This window comes from Kitasatospora sp. NPDC048194 (assembly GCF_043202455.1).
Classification (GTDB): Bacteria; Actinomycetota; Actinomycetes; order Streptomycetales; family Streptomycetaceae; genus Kitasatospora.
Genome location: NZ_JBIDAK010000003.1, coordinates 410,836 through 429,530, shown reverse-complemented (window position 1 = coordinate 429,530; position 18,695 = coordinate 410,836). Strand labels below are relative to the sequence as shown.

Below are 18,695 nucleotides of genomic sequence, written 5' to 3'. Positions count from 1 at the left end.
CGGCCGCACCATCGAGGGCGTAGGCGCCCGCATCGGCCAGCGGCTACTGGCGATGACCTGCGCGATCTGGCACAACCGGACCACAGACCAGCCCGCGACCCGCTCACTGATCGCCTACGACCACTGACCGACTTCGGAACTACTCGTCTAGCCCAGGATCGGCAGGTGCCGCGCCAGGTCGCTGCGCTCGCCGGAGGCGGACACCCTCGCCGCCTCCACCTCCGCCGACCAGTCGGTGCGGCCGGTGGCGAGCCGGATCCAGGTCAGCGGGTCGGTCTCGACCACGTTCGGCGGGGTGCCGCGGGTGTGCTTCGGCCCCTCGACGGCCTGCACCACCGCGTACGGCGGGATCCGCAGCTCGACGGCGCCGCCCGGCACCTGCTCGGCGAAGGCGTCGGCCAGCATCCGGGTGACGGCGGCGACGGCCTGGCGGTCGTGCGGGAAGGCGTCCCCGCCGAGTGCGGCCGCCAGGTCGTCGGCGTGCACCACGGCCTCGACCAGCCGGGTCACCAGGAAGTCGGTCAGGTCCATGGACCGGCCGCCCAGGAGCGAGACCCGCCGCCCGGACTCCACCGCCTCCGGGTTGTCCAGCACGGCCCGTACGGCGTCGAGCGAGCGGTCGAACGCGGCGGCCACCTGCTCGGGCCGCCCCGCGAACGCCGTCTGCGCGTGCTCCGCCACCGCGCTGTCGACGCTCCCGGTCAGCGTCCTGCTCAGCTCCGCGTAGCCGGACAGCGAGAGCTCGGGCCCGTCCGCGGCCCGGTCCTCCGCCACCGCGGCCGGCAACCGGCCCAGCGCCAGGCTCAGGTGGGCCAGCAACTCCCGCACCCGCCAGGAGCCGAGCCGGGTCGGCCGGTCCAGGTCCGAGTCCGTCAGCCGGTGCACGACGCCGCGCAGCGCCTCGTTCTGCGCCGCCAGCGCGGCGCTCACCATCTTCGGCTGGTACGTACGGGACTTGGCAGGCATGGGCCCCAACATACGCCGAGGGGCGGACGGTTCACCAGGAACCGCCCGCCCCTCGGAGCGCGCCGATCAGGCCAGCAGGGCCTCGATGACGCCGGTGTGGGCGTCCTTCAGCTCGGCCAGCGAGACGGTGAACTGCCCCTGGACGTCCAGGCTGTCGCCGTCCACGACACCGATCCGGGCGGCCGGCAGGCCGCGCGCGGTGCACATGTCGTTGAAGCGGAGCTCCTCGCTGCGCGGCACCGCCACGACGGCGCGGCCGGCCGACTCCGAGAACAGGAAGACGAACGGGTCCATGCCCTCGGGCACGACGATCCGGGCGCCGTGACCGCCCTTGAGGCAGCTCTCCACCAGCGCCTGGCCGAGGCCGCCGTCGGACAGGTCGTGCGCGGCGTCGATCATGCCGTCGCGCGAGGCGGAGATCAGGATCTCGCCGAGCAGCCGCTCGCGCTCCAGGTCGACCCGGGGCGGCAGGCCGCCGAGGTGGTCGTGGACCGCCTGGGACCAGGCCGAGCCGCCGAGCTCGTCCGCCGTGTCGCCGAGCAGGTAGAGCAGCTGCCCCTCCTCGGCGAAGGCGACCGGGGTGCGCCGGGTGACGTCGTCGATGACGCCGAGCACCGCGACCACCGGGGTCGGGTGGATGGCGACCTCGCCGGTCTGGTTGTACAGCGAGACGTTGCCGCCGGTGACGGGGGTGCCGAGCACCAGGCAGGCGTCGGCCAGGCCGCGGGTCGCCTCGGCGAACTGCCACATCACGTCCGGGTCCTCGGGGGAGCCGAAGTTGAGGCAGTCGGAGACGGCGAGCGGCTTGGCACCGCCGGCCGCGACGTTGCGGTACGCCTCGGCCAGGGCCAGCTGGGCGCCGGTGTACGGGTCCAGCTTGGCGTAGCGGCCGTTGCCGTCGGTGGCGACCGAGACGCCGAGGTTGGTCTCGTCGTCGATCCGGATCATGCCCGAGTCCTCGCCGTGCGAGAGCACGGTGTTGCCGAGCACGTAGCGGTCGTACTGGTCGGTGATCCAGGACTTGGAGGCCTGGTTCGGGTGGCTCGCGACCTTCAGCAGGTCGGCCTTGAGGCCCTCGCCGGTGGTCGGGCGGGCCAGCCGCTCGGCGGTGGGGGCGTCGGCCTGCAGCGCGTCCTGCCAGCTCGGGCGGGCGTACGGGCGCTGGTAGGTCGGGCCCTCGTGGGCGACGGTGCGCGGCGGCACGTCCACCACGAGCTCGCCGTGCCAGAAGATCTCCAGGCGCTCGCCGTCGGTCACCTCACCGATGACGTTGGCGATGACGTCCCACTTCTCGCAGATCTCCAGGAAGCGGGCGACCTTGTCGGGCTCCACGATCGCGCACATGCGCTCCTGCGACTCGCTCATGAGGATCTCCTCCGGCGAGAGCGTGTGGTCGCGCAGGTGCACGGTGTCCAGCTCGATCCGCATGCCGCCGGAACCGGCCGAGGCCAGCTCGCTGGTGGCGCAGGACAGGCCGGCGCCGCCGAGGTCCTGGATGCCCTTGACGAGCTTCTCGCGGAACAGCTCCAGGGTGCACTCGATGAGCAGCTTCTCCTGGAAGGGGTCGCCGACCTGGACGGCCGGGCGCTTGGCCGGGCCCGCTGCGTCGAAGGTCTCGGAGGCCAGCACCGAGACGCCGCCGATGCCGTCGCCACCGGTGCGGGCGCCGTACAGGATGACCTTGTTGCCGGCGCCGGAGGCCTGCGCGAGGTGGATGTCCTCGTGCTTCATGACGCCCACGCACAGGGCGTTGACCAGCGGATTGCCCTGGTAGCAGGAGTCGAAGACGACCTCGCCGCCGATGTTCGGCAGGCCCAGGCAGTTGCCGTAGCCGCCGATGCCCGCGACGATGCCGGGCAGCACGCGCCGGGTGTCCGGGTGGTCGGCCGCACCGAAGCGCAGCGGGTCCATCACGGCGACCGGACGGGCGCCCATCGCCAGGATGTCGCGCACGATGCCGCCGATGCCGGTGGCCGCGCCCTGGTAGGGCTCGATGTACGACGGGTGGTTGTGCGACTCGACCTTGAAGGTGACCGCGTAGCCCTGGCCCACGTCGACGACGCCGGCGTTCTCGCCGATGCCGACGAGCATCGCGTCCGAATCGGGCTTCTTCTCGCCGAACTGCTTCAGGTGGACCTTGCTGCTCTTGTACGAACAGTGCTCCGACCACATCACCGAGTACATCGCGAGCTCCGCGCCGGTCGGGCGGCGGCCGAGGATCTCCCGGATGCGGGCGTACTCGTCCTCCTTGAGGCCGAGCTCGGCCCAGGGCTGCTCGGCGTCCGGCGTCTGCTCGGCGTTCTTGACGGTGTCGAGGCTCATCAGGCGTTCACCAGCTGCTTCAGGACGGAAGTGAAGAAGCCCAGGCCCTCGGTGGTCGGACCGGTGAGCGGCTCCACGGCGTGCTCCGGGTGCGGCATCAGGCCGACGACATTGCCGGCGGCGTTGGTGATGCCGGCGATGTCGCGGTACGAACCGTTCGGGTTGACGTCCAGGTAACGGGCGACGACCCGGCCCTCCGCCTCCAGTTCGTCCAGGACGCGCTCGTCGGCGACGAAGCGGCCCTCGCCGTTCTTCAGCGGGACGACGATTTCCTGGCCCGCCGAGTAATCCGCGGTCCAGGCCGTGCCCGCGTTCTCGATGCGCAGCTTCTGGTCGCGGCAGATGAAGTGCAACGAGTCGTTCCGGGTGAGCGCACCGGGCAGCAGGTGCGATTCGCAGAGCACCTGGAAGCCGTTGCAGATACCGAGCACCGGCATTCCGGCCTTCGCCTGCTCGATCACGGTGTCCATCACCGGGGAGAAGCGGGAGATCGCGCCGCAGCGCAGATAGTCGCCGTAACTGAATCCGCCCGGCAGGACGACGGCGTCGACCTGGTGGAGATCCTTGTCACGGTGCCAGAGGGCGACCGGCTCGGCGCCGGCCAGGCGGACCGCGCGCTGGGCGTCGCGGTCGTCGAGCGACCCGGGGAAAGTGACGACGCCGATGCGGGTGGTCACTTCGCCGCCTCCTCGACCCGGACGGTGAAGTCCTCGATCACGGTGTTGGCGAGAAAGGTCTCGGCGGCTTCGCGGATACGGGCGAGCGCGGCGTCGTCGACCGGGCCCTCCACTTCCAGCTCGAAACGCTTGCCCTGGCGGACGTCGGCGATCCCGGTGAATCCGAGACGGGGCAGTGCACGCTGCACCGCCTGTCCCTGGGGGTCGAGGATCTCCGGCTTGAGCATGACGTCGACTACGACGCGTGCCACTGGCACTCCCGGTGGTGTCTTCGGTGAGGCGGGGGAACTCCAGACTACCGGCCGTTTCGGGCGGGATTGCTGGCCGGGGAGGGTGACGCGCGTAGACCCACGACCCTTACGCCGCAAGGGATCCGGGGCACCGGGCCGCCGCCGGGCCCGCTCGGTTTCCGCTGATTCGCGGCCCCGATCGACAACGCCCGAAGAACACCCGAATACGGCACTTGGGGACAGATCCTCCCGTCCCGCACATCGGTATCCGGCAGTCCCGCGAAGAGTCGTGAATATCCGGAAAAGAATGCCGGACTCTTCGATTTCGACCCCCTTCGGGTGCAGAATAGGGCCACCTGTCGCGGCAAGTGCTGCGTATCCGGCGGGCCACCGGGCCTGCCCGTGTGCGCTTGCGCGAGTTGGTGCACATCAGGCCACCGGGCGTACCCGCGAACCGGCAGCCGAATTGCCCGAGAGGATTGACACCCATGGCTCAGCGTGTAGTTGTCACGCTCTCCGACGACCTGGACGGCGGCGCCGCCGCGGAAACCGTCCACTTCGGCGTCGACGGGAAGTCGTACGAGATCGACCTGTCCGTGGACAACGCGGAAAAGCTGCGGGAGGCCCTCGCCCCGTTCGTCGCGGCGGGCCGCCGCCAGAGCCGCACCGGAAAGTCGTTCCGGCGCACCGCGCTCACCCCGGACCCGGCCGCCGTGCGCGCCTGGGCCCTGTCCCGCGGCATGGAGCTGCCGGCCCGCGGCCGGATCCCCAAGCACGTGTACGAGGCGTTCGCCGAGGCGAACTGACCTCCCGGGGCGCCGCCCCCGGTCGCCCCGCCCGCCCTGGTCGAAAGGGTGGGGCGACCACCCCGAACGATGCTGTAGAGTATTCCTCGTCGCCGCAACGGAGGGATCCGGAGAGGCGACTGGTGCCCCACCAGGCACCACGCGGACGTGGCTCAGTTGGTAGAGCATCACCTTGCCAAGGTGAGGGTCGCGAGTTCGAATCTCGTCGTCCGCTCGCAGTGCGCGAGCACAGCACAACTCAATAGTTCAGTCCTGCGGACGTGGCTCAGTTGGTAGAGCATCACCTTGCCAAGGTGAGGGTCGCGAGTTCGAATCTCGTCGTCCGCTCCAGCACGAAGGGCCCCCTCGATCGAGGGGGCCCTTCGGCATTCCCGGCCACCGGTGATCCCGGCCCCGCCACTTCGCCGGCAGAACCCCGCCGCCCGAACCCCCGCCCTCCCGCGATGACATTTGTCACCGCCGATCCGTGGATCCCCACCACCGGCCGATGACGTCGCGCACTGCCCGCGCACCGGGGCCGGCGGAAGGCTGGAGACATGGAAACGAGCCAGCTTTCCCGCCCCGGCGACAGTGTGATCGAGGTCACCGGACTGCACCGCCACTACGGGGGCGGAACCACCGGGTACCACGCCGTCCGCGGCGTGGACCTGACCGTCGGCCGCGGCGAGCTGTTCGCCCTGCTGGGCACCAACGGTGCCGGGAAGACCTCCACCCTGGAGGTCGTCGAGGGCCTGGCCGCGCCCACCGGCGGCAGCGTCCGGGTGCTCGGCCTCGACCCCTTCACCGAGCGGGCCGCCGTCCGCCCGCGCATCGGCATCATGCTCCAGGAGGGCGGCTTCCCCGGTGAGCTGACCGCCGCCGAGACCGGCCGCGCCTGGGCCGGGATGACCAGCGGCGCCCGCCCGGTGGCCGAGGTACTGGACCTGGTCGGCCTCGGCCACCGCGCCGGCGTCCGGGTCAAGCAGCTGTCCGGCGGCGAACGGCGCCGGCTGGACCTCGCCGTGGCCCTGCTCGGCCGGCCCGAGGTGCTGTTCCTGGACGAACCCAGCACCGGCCTGGACCCGGAGGCGCGCGCCGCCGTCTGGCGCCTGGTCCGCGACCTGCGGGCCCAGGGCACCACGGTGCTGCTCACCACCCACTACCTGGAGGAGGCCGAGGAACTCGCCGACCGGCTGGCGATCATGCACGGCGGCCGGGTGGTCACCACCGGAACCGTCGCCGAGGTGATCGCCGGCCGGCCCTCCCGGGTCAGCTTCGAACTGCCCGCGCCGACCGGGGCCGCCGGTACCGCCCTGCCGGTCCTGCCCGGGGCGGAGGTCGCCGTCGAGGGCCGCAAGGTCACCGTGCAGACCACCGCCCTCCAGGACACCCTCACCGACCTGCTCGGCTGGGCCCGGCACCACGGGATCGCGCTCGGCGCCCTGGACGCCCGCAGCGCCTCGCTGGAGGAGGCCTTCCTCGCCATCGCCTCCGAGGCGGCCCACCAGGACCCGCCGCAGACCCCCGCCGCTCCCGCCCGTCCCGCCCGTCCCGCCCGCCGCCGCCTGATCGGATCCGCCCGATGACCACCGCCGCCCGCACCGCCCCCCGGGCCGCCGGCCCGCAGAGCACCGCCGCCGGCCCGCAGAGCACCGCCGCCGGCCCGCGGACCACCGCCGCCCGCCGCCTGCTCGCCCTCGGCCGCGCCGAGACGACCCTGCTGCTGCGCAACCGCACGGCCCTGTTCACCGCGCTGGTGCTGCCGCTGGTGCTGGTCACGAGCCTGCGGAGCACGCTCCGGAAGCAGGCCGAGTCCAACCCCGGCCTGGACGTCCACTCGCTGCTGGTCTACGGCTCGGTCGGGATGGCCCTGGCCTTCGTCGTGTACTACAACCTGACCACCGCCTACGTCGGCCGGCGCGGTGAGCTGGTCCTCAAGCGGCTGCGCACCGGCGAGGCCAGGGACCTGGAGATCCTGCTGGGCACGGCCGTGCCCTCGCTCACCCTGGGCCTGCTGATGGCCGCCCTGATCGGGATCGGCGGCAGCCTGGGCCTGCGCCTGGCCGTGCCCGTCAACCCCCTGCTGATGCTGATCGGGCTGGGGCTGGCCCTGGCCACCATGATCGCCCTGGCCGCCCTGTCCAGCGCCTTCACCAGGACCGTCGAGACCGCCGGCATCACCACCCTGCCGGTCATGCTGGTGATGCAGCTCGGCTCCGGTCTGTTCGTCCCGCTGGAGGTCATGCCCGGCCAACTGGCCGACGTCTGCCGCCTGCTGCCGACCACCCCCGCCTTCCAGCTGATCCGGCTCGGCTGGTTCGGCACCGACGGCTCGGCCGCCCCGACCGGCTTCGCCGGCAGCTGGGGCGCCGCCGCCCCGCACCTCGCCACCGGAACGGTCTGGCTGGGCCTGGCGGTCTGGGGCGCCGTCCGGTACTTCCGGTGGGAGCCGCGCCGCTGAGCGCGCCCGGGACGATCCGAAGGATCTTCCGCCGTTCTCCCTCTGATATGAAGGCAGCCACACGATCGTGATCAGACGGGGAGCGCAGCGATGGTCCGAGGGCCAATCCGCCGTTGGAAGGGGTACGGCAAGCCGCAGCGCGCCGAGCTGTACTTCCGCTGGTCGCTCTACCTGGTGGCGTGGATCATGCTGCCGATCAACCTGTTGGCCACCGCCTCCGGGGTGCAGCTCCAGGGAACGGCTCCCGCCGCACGGACCGGCCTGGTCCTCTCCCTCGCCTCCGTCCTGGTCACCCTCCGGGCCTACCGCACCTCGCTCGACCACTACCTGGGCCGGCCCGGCAACCACCGGCGCTGGCTGATCACCAGCGCCGCCCTGACCGTGGCCGGCTCCTGGACCGTCCTGCTGCTCGGCCCGTCCTCCGACGGGCTCTCGCCCCACCCGGGCCCGCCGTTCACCGCGGTGATCACCGCCGGGCTGGTCGGAGCCACCGCGGGCCCCACGGGGGTGGGCCTGCGGTGGCCGTGGGCCCTCCTCACCGGGACCGTCCTGCTGCTCCTGATCGCCCCGGCGATGCTGCTCGCCGGAGTCGGCTTCGGCACCACCACGGGATGGCTGGTCGGCTCGCTCGTCGGAACGGTCGTGCTGATCGCCAGCTGCCGCAGCTTCGCCTGGGTCACCGCGATCGTCTGGGAGCTGGACGCCGCCCGCGAGGTGCAGTCCCGGCTGGCCGTCGCCGAGGAGCGGCTGCGGTTCTCCCGGGACCTGCACGACGTGATGGGCCGCAACCTCACCACGATCGCGCTGAAGAGCGAACTTGCCGTGCAGCTCGCCCGGCGCGGGCGCCCGGAGGCCGCCGACCAGATGGCCGAGGTGCAGCGGATCGCCCAGGACTCCCAGCGCGAGGTGCGGGACGTCGTCCGCGGCTACCGCACCGCCGACCTGCACGCCGAGGCGATCGGGGCCCGGGCGGTGCTGCGCTCCGCCGACATCGCCTGCGAGATCGACCTGGGCGAGCACGCCGACGGCCTGCCGCTGCCGGTGCAGTCGGTGCTCGGCTGGGTGATCCGCGAGGCCACCACCAACGTGCTGCGGCACAGCGAGGCCGCCCACTGCCTGATCCGGCTGCGGCGGGAGGACGGCCGGGCGGTGCTGGAGCTGGAGAACGACGGGGTGCCCGAGGTGCCGATCCCGTCCCAGGGCGCCGGTACGGGGCTGCGCGGCCTGCGCGAACGGCTCGCCCTCCACGACGGCGAGCTGACCGTCCCGGCCGCCGCACCGGGTACCTTCCGGATGCTCGCCGCCGTACCGCTGTGACCCGCGCCGCCGAGGAAGGCCCGCCGATGACCGACACCGCCCCCGTCCGCGTCCTGCTCGCCGACGACGAGCACCTGATCCGGGGCGCGCTGGCCGCGCTGCTCTCGCTGGAGGACGACATCGAGGTGGTCGCCCAGGCCGGCTCCGGCCCGGAAGCGCTGGCGATGGCCCGGGTGCACCGGCCCGACATCGCGGTGCTGGACCTCCAGATGCACCCCCGGTCCGGCGGCCGGGAGGTGCCCCCGGGCCTGGACGGCATCGAGACGGCCGCCGAACTGCGCCAGCTGCTGCCGGAGTGCCGCTGCATGATCCTCACCGGCCACGGCCGCCCCGGCTACCTGAAGCGGGCGCTGGAGGTCGGGGTGCGCGGCTTCCTGCCGAAGACCGTCTCGGCGGCCGACCTGGCCGGCATCATCCGCACCGTGCGCTCCGGCGGCCGGTACGTGGACCCGGAGCTCGCGGCGGACGCGATCAGCGCCGGGGAGAGCCCGCTGACCCCGCGCGAGACCGACGTCCTGGAGCTGGCCGCAGACGGCACCCCGATCGCGGAGATCGCCGCACGGGCCGCGCTGTCCCAGGGCACCGTGCGCAACTACCTGTCCTCGGCGGCCGGCAAGCTGGGTGCGGAGAACCGGCACGCGGCGGTGCGGATCGCCCGCGAGCACGGCTGGATCTGAGCCGCCGCGCCCGCGGGCGTCACCGGGGCGTCACGCCCAGGAGGTGCCGGTCAGCCGCTCGTACACCTCGATGTACTTGGCGCGGGTCCGCTCCACGACCTCGGCCGGGAGCGCGGGCGGCGGCTGCTCGCTGTAGCGGTCCCAGCCGGAGGCCGGGGAGACCAGCCAGTCGCGGATCAGCTGCTTGTCGAAGGACGACTGCGAGCGCCCGGGCTGGTACGCGTCGGCCGGCCAGTAGCGGGAGGAGTCCGGGGTGAGCACCTCGTCGCCGATCACCAGCTCGCCGTCCAGCAGACCGAACTCGAACTTGGTGTCGGCCAGGATGATGCCGCGCTCGCGGGCGATGTCCCGGGCCCGGGCGTAGACGTCCAGGGTGGTGCGGCGCAGCTGGGCGGCCAGCTCGGAGCCGATCCGGCGCGCGGTCTCCTCGTACGGGACGTTCTCGTCGTGCTCGCCCACCTCGGCCTTGAGCGCCGGGGTGTAGATCGGGGCGGGCAGCTCGGAGCTGTTCTCCAGGCCCTCCGGCAGGGCGATGCCGCAGACCGTCCGGCTCTGCTCGTACTCGGTCAGGCCGGAGCCGGCCAGGTAGCCGCGGGCGACCGCCTCGACCGGGATCATCTCCAGGCTCCGGCAGACCAGCGTGCGGCCCTTCCAGTCCGCCGGGGCGCCGGCCGGGACCTCGGTGGAGAGCACGTGGTTGGGCACGATGTCGGCGATCCGCTCGAACCACCACAGCGAGAGCTGGGTGAGGATGCGGCCCTTGTCGGGGATCTCGTTCGGCAGCACCCAGTCGTGGGCGGACGTCCGGTCGCTGGCGACCATGACCAGCTCACCCGCCTCGGTGCGGTAGAGGTCGCGCACCTTGCCGGTGTGCAGGTGGACCAGGCCGGGTACCTGGACCGGCTCGGGCTTGGTGACAAATCCGCTCAAGGTGTCTCAGTCCTCAGGGGTCGTTCACGGGCCCGGGGCACCGCGAAAGGGGAGGTCACTGCACCCGCAGTCTTTCACGACCGGTGAACGTCAGTTCTTGCAGAGCCGGTCCAGCAGGTTGGCGGTGGCCCGCTGGATCCGCTCGTCGGTCAGCCCGGGGCGGCCCAGCGCGGGCGACCAGGCGAAGGTCCCGGCCGCGAAGACGTACGCGCCGCTGGGCGCCCGGTAGAGCGAGGTCTCCTGGTAGCGGGTGCGGCCGGCCATGTCCCGGTACGGCGAGTGCGCCAGCAGCACCCGCTCGGTGTGCTCGGGCAGGGCGACCTTGGGGTAGTACCGGTCGGCCTCGCCGGCGACCAGGCCGGGCAGCTCGTCGCCCTCCTGGAGCCCGGTGCCGTCCCAGAGCCAGTGCGCGGTGTGCCGGGCGACCAGCGGGACGGGCGCGGCGACCCGGCCCGAGTACTGCACCCCGAGCAGGTGCTGCTCGGGCTCCCCGGCGTCCCGCCACAGCGCGCTGGCCGCCCCGGGCACCCCGGCGGCCGGGCTGCCGGGCGGCACCTTCTGCCGCTTGCGGCAGTTGAGCAGCCGGTGCGGCTCACCGGAGGCGGCGGCGGTCAGCTCCACCCGCCAGTACATGGTGTTGGCGGAGAGGAAGACCAGCGAGGTGCCGCCGTCCCGGGCCCGCTCGGCGGCCCGGCGCATCGGCTCGGACCAGTACTCGTCGTGGCCGGGGAAGACCAGCGCCCGGTGCTCGGCCGGGTCCACCAGGCCGGCGTGCAGGTCGGTGGCGGTGGCGTAGGACAGGTCGTAGCCGTAGCGCTCGGCCCAGCGGATGAAGTCGTACGCGTGGCCGACGTGCAGCGGCAGGCCGGCGGTGGCGTGCGGGCGGTCGAAGGACACCGTGACGGCCGCCTCGGACTCGCCGACCAGCCCGCCCAGGCCGTCCCATGCGTGGTAGAGGCTGGCGCCGGTGCGGCCGTCCTCGGGGAACAGGTTGTACGCCTGCCAGGTCACGTCCGGGAGCACCAGGAGCAGCTCGGCCCGGTGCCCCTGGTCCGCGAAGTCCCGCACGGTGAAGGGGATGTGGCTGCGGTGCAGCATGTCCGCGGTGGTCAGCACGGCGACGTACGCGCCGGGTTGCCAGTGCGCCGGTACCTGCAGCCGCCAGGAGTGCCACCAGTGGTGGCAGGAGACCGTCCGCTCGACCACCAGGGGGGCGGGCTGGGCCAGACCGGCGATCAGCGGACTGGACGTCATGTGCCGGGCGCCGTCCCCGCCGTAGTGGCCGATCCGGTAGACGTCCACGGTGAACTCGCGGGGCGGGTTGACGGTCACCCGGAAGTCCACCGAACCGCCGGGGCGGACCACCCCGGCCGAGGCGAAGCCCTTGATCTGCTGGTCCACGTCGTTGGAGCTCTGCGGCGTGCCGACCGGCGGCTTGGGCCGGGCGCCGGCCGTCAGCGGCTGCTGGCCGGGCGCGTCCACCGAGACGTACCAGGGCACGGCGCCCTCCGCGCCGGCCAGGTACTGGTCGGGGCTGCGCAGCCAGGGCAGCGGGCCCTGGCCGAAGGGGTCGGAGACGCTGTAGGCGTGCGTGCCCGACTCCCAGCGGCGGTTGAGTTCGGTCCCCACGCGCCCCTCCCAGGTGCACTTCCGTCCGGTTGGCACGTGCCCCCCGGATGTGCGTGCGGTCTAATACACCACACCGTGCTGGCGCTGCGTCACCCCACGGTAGCAATTGGTGTCGCCAATCTCGCGGGTCTTCCCGGCAGGGCCTCCGGCCTGCGGAGACGGCCGGTGGACGGGCCCGGCGGGGGCGCGTGCCGGGGCGCCGAGCGCCGTCCGGTCCGTCACAGCCGGACGGGTTTCTCCAGGCGGACCTCGGCGGCGTCCAGCCAGGCGCGCAGCGGGCCGTCCTGGCCCTGTTCGACGGCCTGGGCGACGGGGGCGGCCAGATCGGTGCGGCGGACCCCGCCGAGCAGCAGCACCGGGCCGTCCAGCCAGTCCAGGCCGGGGGCGCCGCCGGTGGTGTCCACGGCGGCGCAGCAGACCATCGCGGTGACGTGGTCGACCAGCAGGTCCCGGCCGGTGCGGTCGGGCTCCAGCACCGGGGCCGGGGTGGTGGTGCGGGCCAGCTGGGCGGCGAGCGCGGCGGCCAGCTGCTCGCCGTCGCCCTCGGCGAGCCGGACCAGCAGCCGGGTGAGGGTGGGAGCACCGGGGCGGGCCTGCGGGGCGAGCCGGTCCAGGGCGGACTGCAGGGCGGCCGCGCGGGCCCGCCAGCCGGCGTCCACCACCTCGGCCGGGTAGTCGGCCCACTCCAGCTCGTGCCAGACGCCGGCCGGCGGGCGGCCGAAGAACAGCTCGGCGGCGAGCCGGGAGACGGCGCGGTCGACCGTGCCGGGCTCCTCCAGCAGGTCGCAGGCGGGGCGGTCGCCGAGCCGGTTGCCGTAGCCGTCGGCCAGCCGGTCGCGGCGGGACAGCTCGGTGAGGGCGGCGGCCACCCCGGCGTTGAGGTGGGCGGGGTGGCGGCCGAGCCGCCAGGCGGGCAGGGCGACCCGGGTGAGCAGCCTGTCCCAGCCGGCGTAGGCCAGGCCCACCTGCTCCTGGGCGGCGATCCGCAGCCCGTAGTCGACCGTCCGGGCGTGTTCGGAGGCCCAGCCCGCGACGGAGCGCTCCAGCTCGGCGGAGTGGCCCCGGCAGGCGCGGAGCAGCCGGCGGGTGATCCGCCGGGTGACCTGGTCGGCCAGGCCGGCCGGGCCGCGGCGGGCCGGTCGCGGCGGGGCGGCCAGGAGGCCGCCGCCGAGGCCGGGGACGCTGCCCGCGCCGGAGTCCAGGCAGGCGTCCAGGCTGCGCAGGAAGCGGCGGGCGGCGGCGATCTCCGGGTCGGCGGAGGCACCTGTGCCGGCCACCACCGGGGCGAGCAGGGCACGCAGTTCGCCGGCCCGCATCCACCACAGGAAGGGCGAGCCGATCACCAGCACCGGTGCGGGCGGCGCGGGGTGCGGCCGCAGGGCGGTGGAGCGCCGCACCGGCGGGAGGTCCTCCAGCCAGCTGTCGCAGTCCGGGGTGAGCGCGATCGCGGAGGGCGCGGGCACGTCGAGCCGGTCGGCGAGCTCGTCGATCAGCCGGTAGAGCTCGGGGGCCTCGGCCCGGGCGACCGGGACGGCCGGGGTCTGCGGCGGGACGGCCCGGCGGTAGGCGCCGGCGGTCAGCCAGGCCACCAGCAGGGTCAGCGCGGCGACCGCGCAGACCGCCCAGCGGGCGGCGTCCCAGCCGGCGGCGTCCGGGGCTCCGGGCGCGCCTATCCGCCCGGTGAACCGGCCGGCGAGCAGGACCACCGCGACGGCGGCGGGAAGGACGGCGGCGGCCAGGGCCAGGCCTCGGACCCGCAGGACCGCCTGGGCGTGAGCGCGCGCGGTGTCGACAGCAGCCATACGGTGCGGCACCCCCTTCGGAGCCCTCGGGCGCCCGGCGACGGGCCCTGAGCCGACTCGAAACGATCAGTTCCGACCGGGAAGCGGAGGCGTCCGATCCCGGCAGTGCATGCCGTGTGTGGCGCTTACTGACATTTTCGACGCCCCGGTCCGGGCGGACGTTCCGGATCGATCCGGTTTCCACTCGTCCCGGTGACGCCGACCGGATTCCGGACACCTGCGACCGGTCCGGTGCGAAGCACCCGGGCGACCGCCCGGCCGGACGCCGTCCAGCATCCCCCCGCGGACCCGCCGCTACCCGGCGGCGACCCCGGCGCACGGCACCGTCGCACTGCGATCCAGCGCACCATAAGGCCGAGCGCCCGGTTACGTCAGCCGGATGCGGGTGCTGTCACCCGATGGGCTGGAATCCGGCCGCCGAACGGTGCGCCGCCGCCCGGACCGCCGTCCCGCCGGAAACGCCGAGGGCGCTGCGCCCAGTGGGTTGATTCCCGCCGGGGCAACGCCCTCGAAGAGGTGTACCGGGCCTACGCGGTGGCCGCCTTGAGCGCGATGTCGGTGCGGTGCTGGCCGCCCTTGAGGGAGATCCGCTCCACCGCGGCGTAAGCGCGCCCGCGCGCCTCGGCCAGGTCGGCGCCGGTCGCGGTGACCGACAGGACGCGGCCTCCGGCGCTCAGCACCCGGCCGTCCTCGTCCGCCCTGGTGCCGGCGTGCAGCACGTACGCGGTGCCGTCCGCCTCCGCCTCGGCCAGGCCCTCGATCGGGTCGCCGGTGCGCGGTGCGGCCGGGTAGCCCTCGGAGGCGACGACCACGGTGACGGCCGCGCCCTCGTCCCAGCGCAGCGGCTCCAGCTGGTCCAGGGTGCCGGTGGCCGAGGCCAGCAGGACGCCGGCCAGCGGGGTGCGCAGCCGGGCCAGCACGACCTGGGTCTCCGGATCGCCGAAGCGGGCGTTGAACTCGATCACCCGGGTGCCGCGCGAGGTGAGAGCCAGGCCCGCGTACAGCAGGCCGGAGAACTCGGTGCCGCGGCGGCGCAGCTCGTCCACGGTCGGCTGCAGGACGGTCTCCAGGACCTCCTCCACCAGCCCGGGCGGCGCCCACGGCAGCGGGGAGTAGGCGCCCATGCCGCCCGTGTTCGGGCCCTCGTCGCCGTCCAGGGCGCGCTTGAAGTCCTGCGCGGGCTGCAGCGGCAGCACGGTGGTGCCGTCGGTGATCGCGAACAGCGAGACCTCGGGGCCGTCCAGGTACTCCTCGATGACCACGCGCTCGCAGGCGGCGGCGTGCGCCAGCGCGGCCTCGCGGTCGGAGGTGACCACGACGCCCTTGCCGGCGGCCAGGCCGTCGTCCTTGACCACGTACGGCGCGCCGAAGGCGTCCAGCGCCGCGGCGGCCTCCTCGGGGGTGGTGCAGACGTAGGAGCGGGCGGTGGGCACGCCGGCGGCGGCCATCACGTCCTTGGCGAAGGCCTTCGAGCCCTCCAGCCGGGCGGCCGCGCCGGAGGGGCCGAAGACCGGGACGCCGGCCGCGCGGACGGCGTCCGCGACGCCCGCCACCAGCGGGGCCTCCGGGCCCACCACCACCAGGTCGGCACCGAGCCGCAGGGCCAGCTCGGCGACCCGGTCGCCGTCCAGCTGGTCGACCGGGTGCACCGTCGCCACGCCGGCGATCCCGGCATTGCCCGGGGCGCAGTGCAACTCGGTCACGGAGGGATCTTGGGACAGGGAGCGGCACAGGGCGTGTTCGCGGGCGCCGCCGCCGATGACGAGGACCTTCACGCCTGGCAGCGTAGTCGGTGGCCCGTTCCGACCGCGCTCCGGTCCCGTCGGATCCTCCAGGAGAAGAGCTCCGTACGCCGACGAGGCAGGAGGATCCTCCAAGGCGGCCGGGGGTCGGATGCACACGGCGTGCCCGGGTCAGGACGGCGGGTCACCGCGGCCTCGCTCGGACGGGTGAAATCCCGCCACCCCCCGCAACCCGCTCACCTCGGCTTCCGGCGGCCGAAACCGGTAACGATCACCGTGGAAGGCACCCATGGTCAGCCATTTGGCGGTAAGAAGTGCTGTTGGACAACCAACGGCAGACGCCACGTCAGCCGATGCGCCGACAGACCCAGCCGCCCGCCCGCCACAGGGAGCCCCACAGGTGAGCCAGCCGGAAATGCAGCCCGAGGAGAGTGCCTGGGGCAAGGAGATCGGCGAGGAGGACCAGCCCGTCGCCGCCGTCGCACCGCGGGCCTCCACCCGCCGCCGGACCGATCTGAGCACCCGACAGTTCCCGCTCGGGGACTGGGGCGAGCCCGCCGAGCGGCTGGAGGAGCTCTACCGCTGGTCCGAGGAGCGGGCGGTCGAGGCGATCGAGTGGTACCGCCGGGACCGCATCTGGAAGCGGCGCTGGGCCCGCCTGCTGCGCCTCGGGACGGCCGGCTTCGCGGTGGGCGGGGTGACCGCCCCGCTGGTGGAGCTGACCGGCACCCTCTCGCACGGTGCCGGCTGGGGCTACGTGGGCCTCGCGCTGTCCGCCGCCTGCTACGGCGCCGACCGGGTCTTCGGCCTCACCTCCGGCTGGATGCGGGACGTGTCCACCGCCCAGGCCCTGCAACGCCGCCTGGAGGCCTTCCAGTTCGACTGGGCGTCGGAGTGCGTGCGCGAGGTGCTCGGCCCGACCGAGGGCACCGCGGGCGAGGCCGCCGAGCGGTGCCTGGGCGTGCTGCGCCGGTTCTGCGAGGACGTCTCCGACATGGTCCGCACCGAGACCTCGGAGTGGATGCTGGAGTTCCGCGCCTCGATGACCCAGCTGCCCACCCAGTCGGCGGGGGCCTGGGGCGGGCGCAGCGAATCCGGGGTGGGCGCCCAGGTGCGGGTGCTGCCGCCCCCGGGCACCCGGCCCACCATGCCGCGCCAGCGGCCGCCGGAGGGCCCGCTGCGGTAGGCGGCCGGCCCCGCCACCGGGGCGGCCGCGGTGCGGGCGGCCGCGAGGCGGGGCAGCGCAGGGCGGCCGTGGCGCGGGGCAGTGCGGGGCGGCCGTGGCGCGAGGAAGCGGGGATCGGCCGCCGCGCGGGGCGGCGCGCTACGCGAAGACGATCATCGAGCCCTGGGCGAGGCTGCGGGTCGCCGCCGCGTACAGGCCCGACCAGGCGTGGCGCTCACGGGCGAAGGGGTGCACGTCGTCGATCGGCGGCCCGAACGGCTGCTCCAGGCCGGTCGGTCCGAGCGGCCGGGTCGGGCCCGGCGGATCGGCCGGGTCGATCCCCAGCGCCGGTGCGACGGCCTGCAGTTCGCGCAGCAGCCCGTGGCTGGAGCCGAGCGGGCCGCCGGAGGCGAGCAGGGTGTCGTCCACCAGCGGGGTGGCGAACTCGATCGGCACGTAGGCGCCGGCGTGGTCGAAGTGCCAGACCAGGTGCGACTGTTCGGCGCTGCTCTCGAACATCTCCAGCAGCTGCTCGTAGTCGCCGCCGAGCGCGTCGACCGGGGTGATGTCCAGTCCGGTGAGCCCCAGCAGGTAGGCGCGGCGCAGGAAGTGCAGCGAGTCGTAGTCGAAGGCGGCTATCGGCTCGACCGCGCCGCTCAGCCCGGGGACGTACTGGTAGACCGGCACCCGGGGCAGCCCCTGGGAGGCCAGCGCCGCGTTGTAGAGCGCGAGGTCGTCCCGGAAGGGGTTGTCGGGGCTGTGGCTCAGCACGTCCACCAGCGGGACGAGCCAGAGGTCGCAGGCCATGGCCGGCAGTTCCTCTCCGGACGGCGGGGATCGCCCGCGGGGCGGGGCGACGACGGGGGCGGGGTCGGCACCCGGACGGCCCTTGCGCGGGCAGCGGGTCCGACGCCCGCCACCCTACCGGCCCGGCGCTGCCTGCGGACCGGGCCGTCCCTGCGGAGCCTCGGTGGGCGACTCGGACAGCCGCCGGCCGAACCTTCCGTGCGGCGCCCAGCGGGGTTGCGGCACCAGGCCGAGGCCGAGACCGAGTTCCCGGCCCAGCTCCCGGCCGACCTCCTCGCTCCGCCGGGGCCGCCCCGCCGTGGTGAACCCCGCACCCGTGGGCCCCGCCGCCGTCGTGCCCGCCCCGGGCCGTCCCTGCTCCGCCGCGGGCTGCGCGGGGGCCGGCGGCGGCGCCTGCGGATCGGCGGGCACCGGCGGCTGCGCCCCCGCGCCCTCGGTGAGCAGGGCGAGCACCGTCACCGACTCCAGCGGGCGCCCGGCCAGGCCGGCCAGCAGCCGGACGGTGAACAGGTTGTACTCGCAGACGATCCGGTGCGCGCCTTCCAGGTCGCCCGCCCCGATCGCCTCGACCAGGTCGCAGTGGCGGTCCCAGCAGACCCCGGCCAGGGTGGGCATCGCCCGCAGGTAGGGTGCGGCGAACATCCAGGACTGCACCCGCAGCCAGTCCAGGTAGTCCCCGATCCGGCGGTTGCCGAGCAGGGCGGAGACCTCCTGCCAGAACCGGCGGTCGCAGCCCACCATCACGTCCAGGTTCCCGGCCCGGGCGGCCCGCACCGCCGCGTCGGCCCGCCGGCGCAGCGAGGGCAGCCGGGCGAGGTCGGGCAGGGCCCGGCGGGCGGCGAACTGGCGGTAGTAGCTGTCGGTGAGCAGGACCCTGGACTCGAAGATCTCCAGGAAGTCGTCCCAGCACAGCTCCGGCACGGTGAAGCCGCGGTGGTGCTCGGTCCGCAGCAGCCCCTGGGCTCCGAGGTCGACCAGCGCCTCGCGGGCCGGGGTCGCGGAGACGCCGTAGAGCTCGGCGATCTCCTTGACCGTGAAGTCGCGGCCGGCCGCCAGCCGGCCGGCCATCATCTCCTCGCGCAGCGCTCCCGCGATCTGTTCGCGCAGGCTGTTGCGGTGGATGACGGGACGGGGGGTGTCGCTTGCGCCGTTGCCGGACATGCGCGCGACCTCCTCGGGCAGGCC

General features: G+C 74.2%; 16 protein-coding genes and 2 tRNA genes. 8 read left to right on the top strand and 10 right to left on the bottom strand.

The window, feature by feature from the left end:
• Nucleotides 1–147: 147 nt before the first annotated feature.
• The 4 genes from ACGF07_RS06935 to purS form a co-directional block, all read right to left on the bottom strand.
• Entirely contained in the window at nucleotides 148–966 is an 819-nt protein-coding gene (locus ACGF07_RS06935) for a sterol carrier family protein (protein ID WP_392896057.1), read from the bottom strand.
• A 66-nt stretch (nucleotides 967–1,032) separates the two neighbouring features.
• A complete protein-coding gene (gene purL, locus ACGF07_RS06930; protein WP_350738797.1) occupies nucleotides 1,033–3,288 on the bottom strand; it encodes a phosphoribosylformylglycinamidine synthase subunit PurL in 2,256 nt (751 codons plus the stop codon).
• Nucleotides 3,288–3,965: a phosphoribosylformylglycinamidine synthase subunit PurQ gene (gene purQ, locus ACGF07_RS06925; protein WP_350738800.1), complete on the bottom strand. Its 678-nt coding sequence runs from the start codon at nucleotides 3,963–3,965 to the stop codon at nucleotides 3,288–3,290. Before purQ ends, purL begins: the two co-directional genes overlap by 1 nt.
• A complete protein-coding gene (purS, locus tag ACGF07_RS06920) occupies nucleotides 3,962–4,216 on the bottom strand; it encodes a phosphoribosylformylglycinamidine synthase subunit PurS (protein WP_045692676.1) in 255 nt (84 codons plus the stop codon). Before purS ends, purQ begins: the two co-directional genes overlap by 4 nt.
• 467 nt (nucleotides 4,217–4,683) lie before the next feature.
• On the opposite strand from purS, the gene ACGF07_RS06915 reads away from it, so the two are divergent.
• The 7 genes from ACGF07_RS06915 to ACGF07_RS06885 all read left to right on the top strand — a co-directional run bounded on the left by ACGF07_RS06915 (nucleotide 4,684) and on the right by ACGF07_RS06885 (nucleotide 9,435).
• On the top strand, nucleotides 4,684–5,001 hold the full coding sequence (locus tag ACGF07_RS06915) for an Lsr2 family protein (protein WP_030056585.1): 318 nt from the start codon (nucleotides 4,684–4,686) through the stop codon (nucleotides 4,999–5,001).
• A 141-nt stretch (nucleotides 5,002–5,142) separates the two neighbouring features.
• Nucleotides 5,143–5,215 (top strand) — tRNA-Gly (locus ACGF07_RS06910).
• Nucleotides 5,216–5,255: 40 nt separating this feature from the next.
• Nucleotides 5,256–5,331, top strand: a tRNA-Gly gene (locus ACGF07_RS06905).
• 206 nt (nucleotides 5,332–5,537) lie between these two features.
• Entirely contained in the window at nucleotides 5,538–6,566 is a 1,029-nt protein-coding gene (locus ACGF07_RS06900) for an ABC transporter ATP-binding protein (RefSeq protein ID WP_392896054.1), read from the top strand.
• A complete protein-coding gene (locus ACGF07_RS06895; RefSeq protein WP_392896052.1) occupies nucleotides 6,563–7,441 on the top strand; it encodes an ABC transporter permease in 879 nt (292 codons plus the stop codon). Before ACGF07_RS06900 ends, ACGF07_RS06895 begins: the two co-directional genes overlap by 4 nt.
• A gap of 90 nt (nucleotides 7,442–7,531) precedes the next feature.
• Nucleotides 7,532–8,758, top strand: coding sequence for a sensor histidine kinase (locus ACGF07_RS06890; RefSeq protein ID WP_392896050.1), 1,227 nt, complete (start codon nucleotides 7,532–7,534; stop codon nucleotides 8,756–8,758).
• A 26-nt stretch (nucleotides 8,759–8,784) separates the two neighbouring features.
• On the top strand, nucleotides 8,785–9,435 hold the full coding sequence (locus ACGF07_RS06885; protein WP_392896048.1) for a response regulator: 651 nt from the start codon (nucleotides 8,785–8,787) through the stop codon (nucleotides 9,433–9,435).
• 30 nt (nucleotides 9,436–9,465) lie between these two features.
• Here ACGF07_RS06885 and ACGF07_RS06880 read toward each other — a convergent pair whose 3' ends face one another.
• The 4 genes from ACGF07_RS06880 to purD all read right to left on the bottom strand — a co-directional run bounded on the left by ACGF07_RS06880 (nucleotide 9,466) and on the right by purD (nucleotide 15,571).
• Complete coding sequence (locus tag ACGF07_RS06880; protein ID WP_392896046.1) at nucleotides 9,466–10,365, bottom strand: phosphoribosylaminoimidazolesuccinocarboxamide synthase; 900 nt, start codon at nucleotides 10,363–10,365, stop codon at nucleotides 9,466–9,468.
• Nucleotides 10,366–10,455: 90 nt separating this feature from the next.
• Nucleotides 10,456–11,994 (bottom strand): N,N-dimethylformamidase beta subunit family domain-containing protein, encoded by a 1,539-nt coding sequence (locus ACGF07_RS06875; protein ID WP_350738820.1) that lies wholly within the window; start codon nucleotides 11,992–11,994, stop codon nucleotides 10,456–10,458.
• Nucleotides 11,995–12,212: 218 nt separating this feature from the next.
• On the bottom strand, nucleotides 12,213–13,796 hold the full coding sequence (locus ACGF07_RS06870; protein WP_392896044.1) for a hypothetical protein: 1,584 nt from the start codon (nucleotides 13,794–13,796) through the stop codon (nucleotides 12,213–12,215).
• A gap of 527 nt (nucleotides 13,797–14,323) precedes the next feature.
• Complete coding sequence (gene purD / locus ACGF07_RS06865) at nucleotides 14,324–15,571, bottom strand: phosphoribosylamine--glycine ligase (RefSeq protein WP_350738825.1); 1,248 nt, start codon at nucleotides 15,569–15,571, stop codon at nucleotides 14,324–14,326.
• A gap of 367 nt (nucleotides 15,572–15,938) precedes the next feature.
• Between purD and ACGF07_RS06860 the strand changes: the two genes are divergently transcribed.
• Complete coding sequence (locus ACGF07_RS06860; protein WP_350738827.1) at nucleotides 15,939–16,724, top strand: SLATT domain-containing protein; 786 nt, start codon at nucleotides 15,939–15,941, stop codon at nucleotides 16,722–16,724.
• Nucleotides 16,725–16,862: 138 nt separating this feature from the next.
• Here ACGF07_RS06860 and ACGF07_RS06855 read toward each other — a convergent pair whose 3' ends face one another.
• The gene (locus ACGF07_RS06855; protein WP_392896042.1) at nucleotides 16,863–17,510 is read right to left on the bottom strand and encodes a hypothetical protein; all 648 of its coding nucleotides are present in this window, start codon (nucleotides 17,508–17,510) and stop codon (nucleotides 16,863–16,865) included.
• 114 nt (nucleotides 17,511–17,624) lie between these two features.
• Nucleotides 17,625–18,671 (bottom strand): GntR family transcriptional regulator, encoded by a 1,047-nt coding sequence (locus ACGF07_RS06850; RefSeq protein ID WP_392896040.1) that lies wholly within the window; start codon nucleotides 18,669–18,671, stop codon nucleotides 17,625–17,627.
• Nucleotides 18,672–18,695 lie beyond the last annotated feature (24 nt).

Bases quoted from the DNA above. Each gene is read 5' to 3' on its own strand.
- ACGF07_RS06935 (WP_392896057.1), bottom strand. From the start codon at position 966: ATGCCTGCCAAGTCCCGTACGTACCAGCCGAAGATGGTGAGCGCCGCG.
- purL (WP_350738797.1), bottom strand. From the start codon at position 3,288: ATGAGCCTCGACACCGTCAAGAACGCCGAGCAGACGCCGGACGCCGAG.
- ACGF07_RS06915 (WP_030056585.1), top strand. From the start codon at position 4,684: ATGGCTCAGCGTGTAGTTGTCACGCTCTCCGACGACCTGGACGGCGGC.
- ACGF07_RS06900 (WP_392896054.1), top strand. From the start codon at position 5,538: ATGGAAACGAGCCAGCTTTCCCGCCCCGGCGACAGTGTGATCGAGGTC.
- ACGF07_RS06895 (WP_392896052.1), top strand. From the start codon at position 6,563: ATGACCACCGCCGCCCGCACCGCCCCCCGGGCCGCCGGCCCGCAGAGC.
- ACGF07_RS06890 (WP_392896050.1), top strand. From the start codon at position 7,532: ATGGTCCGAGGGCCAATCCGCCGTTGGAAGGGGTACGGCAAGCCGCAG.
- ACGF07_RS06885 (WP_392896048.1), top strand. From the start codon at position 8,785: ATGACCGACACCGCCCCCGTCCGCGTCCTGCTCGCCGACGACGAGCAC.
- ACGF07_RS06870 (WP_392896044.1), bottom strand. From the start codon at position 13,796: ATGGCTGCTGTCGACACCGCGCGCGCTCACGCCCAGGCGGTCCTGCGG.
- ACGF07_RS06855 (WP_392896042.1), bottom strand. From the start codon at position 17,510: ATGGCCTGCGACCTCTGGCTCGTCCCGCTGGTGGACGTGCTGAGCCAC.
- ACGF07_RS06850 (WP_392896040.1), bottom strand. From the start codon at position 18,671: ATGTCCGGCAACGGCGCAAGCGACACCCCCCGTCCCGTCATCCACCGC.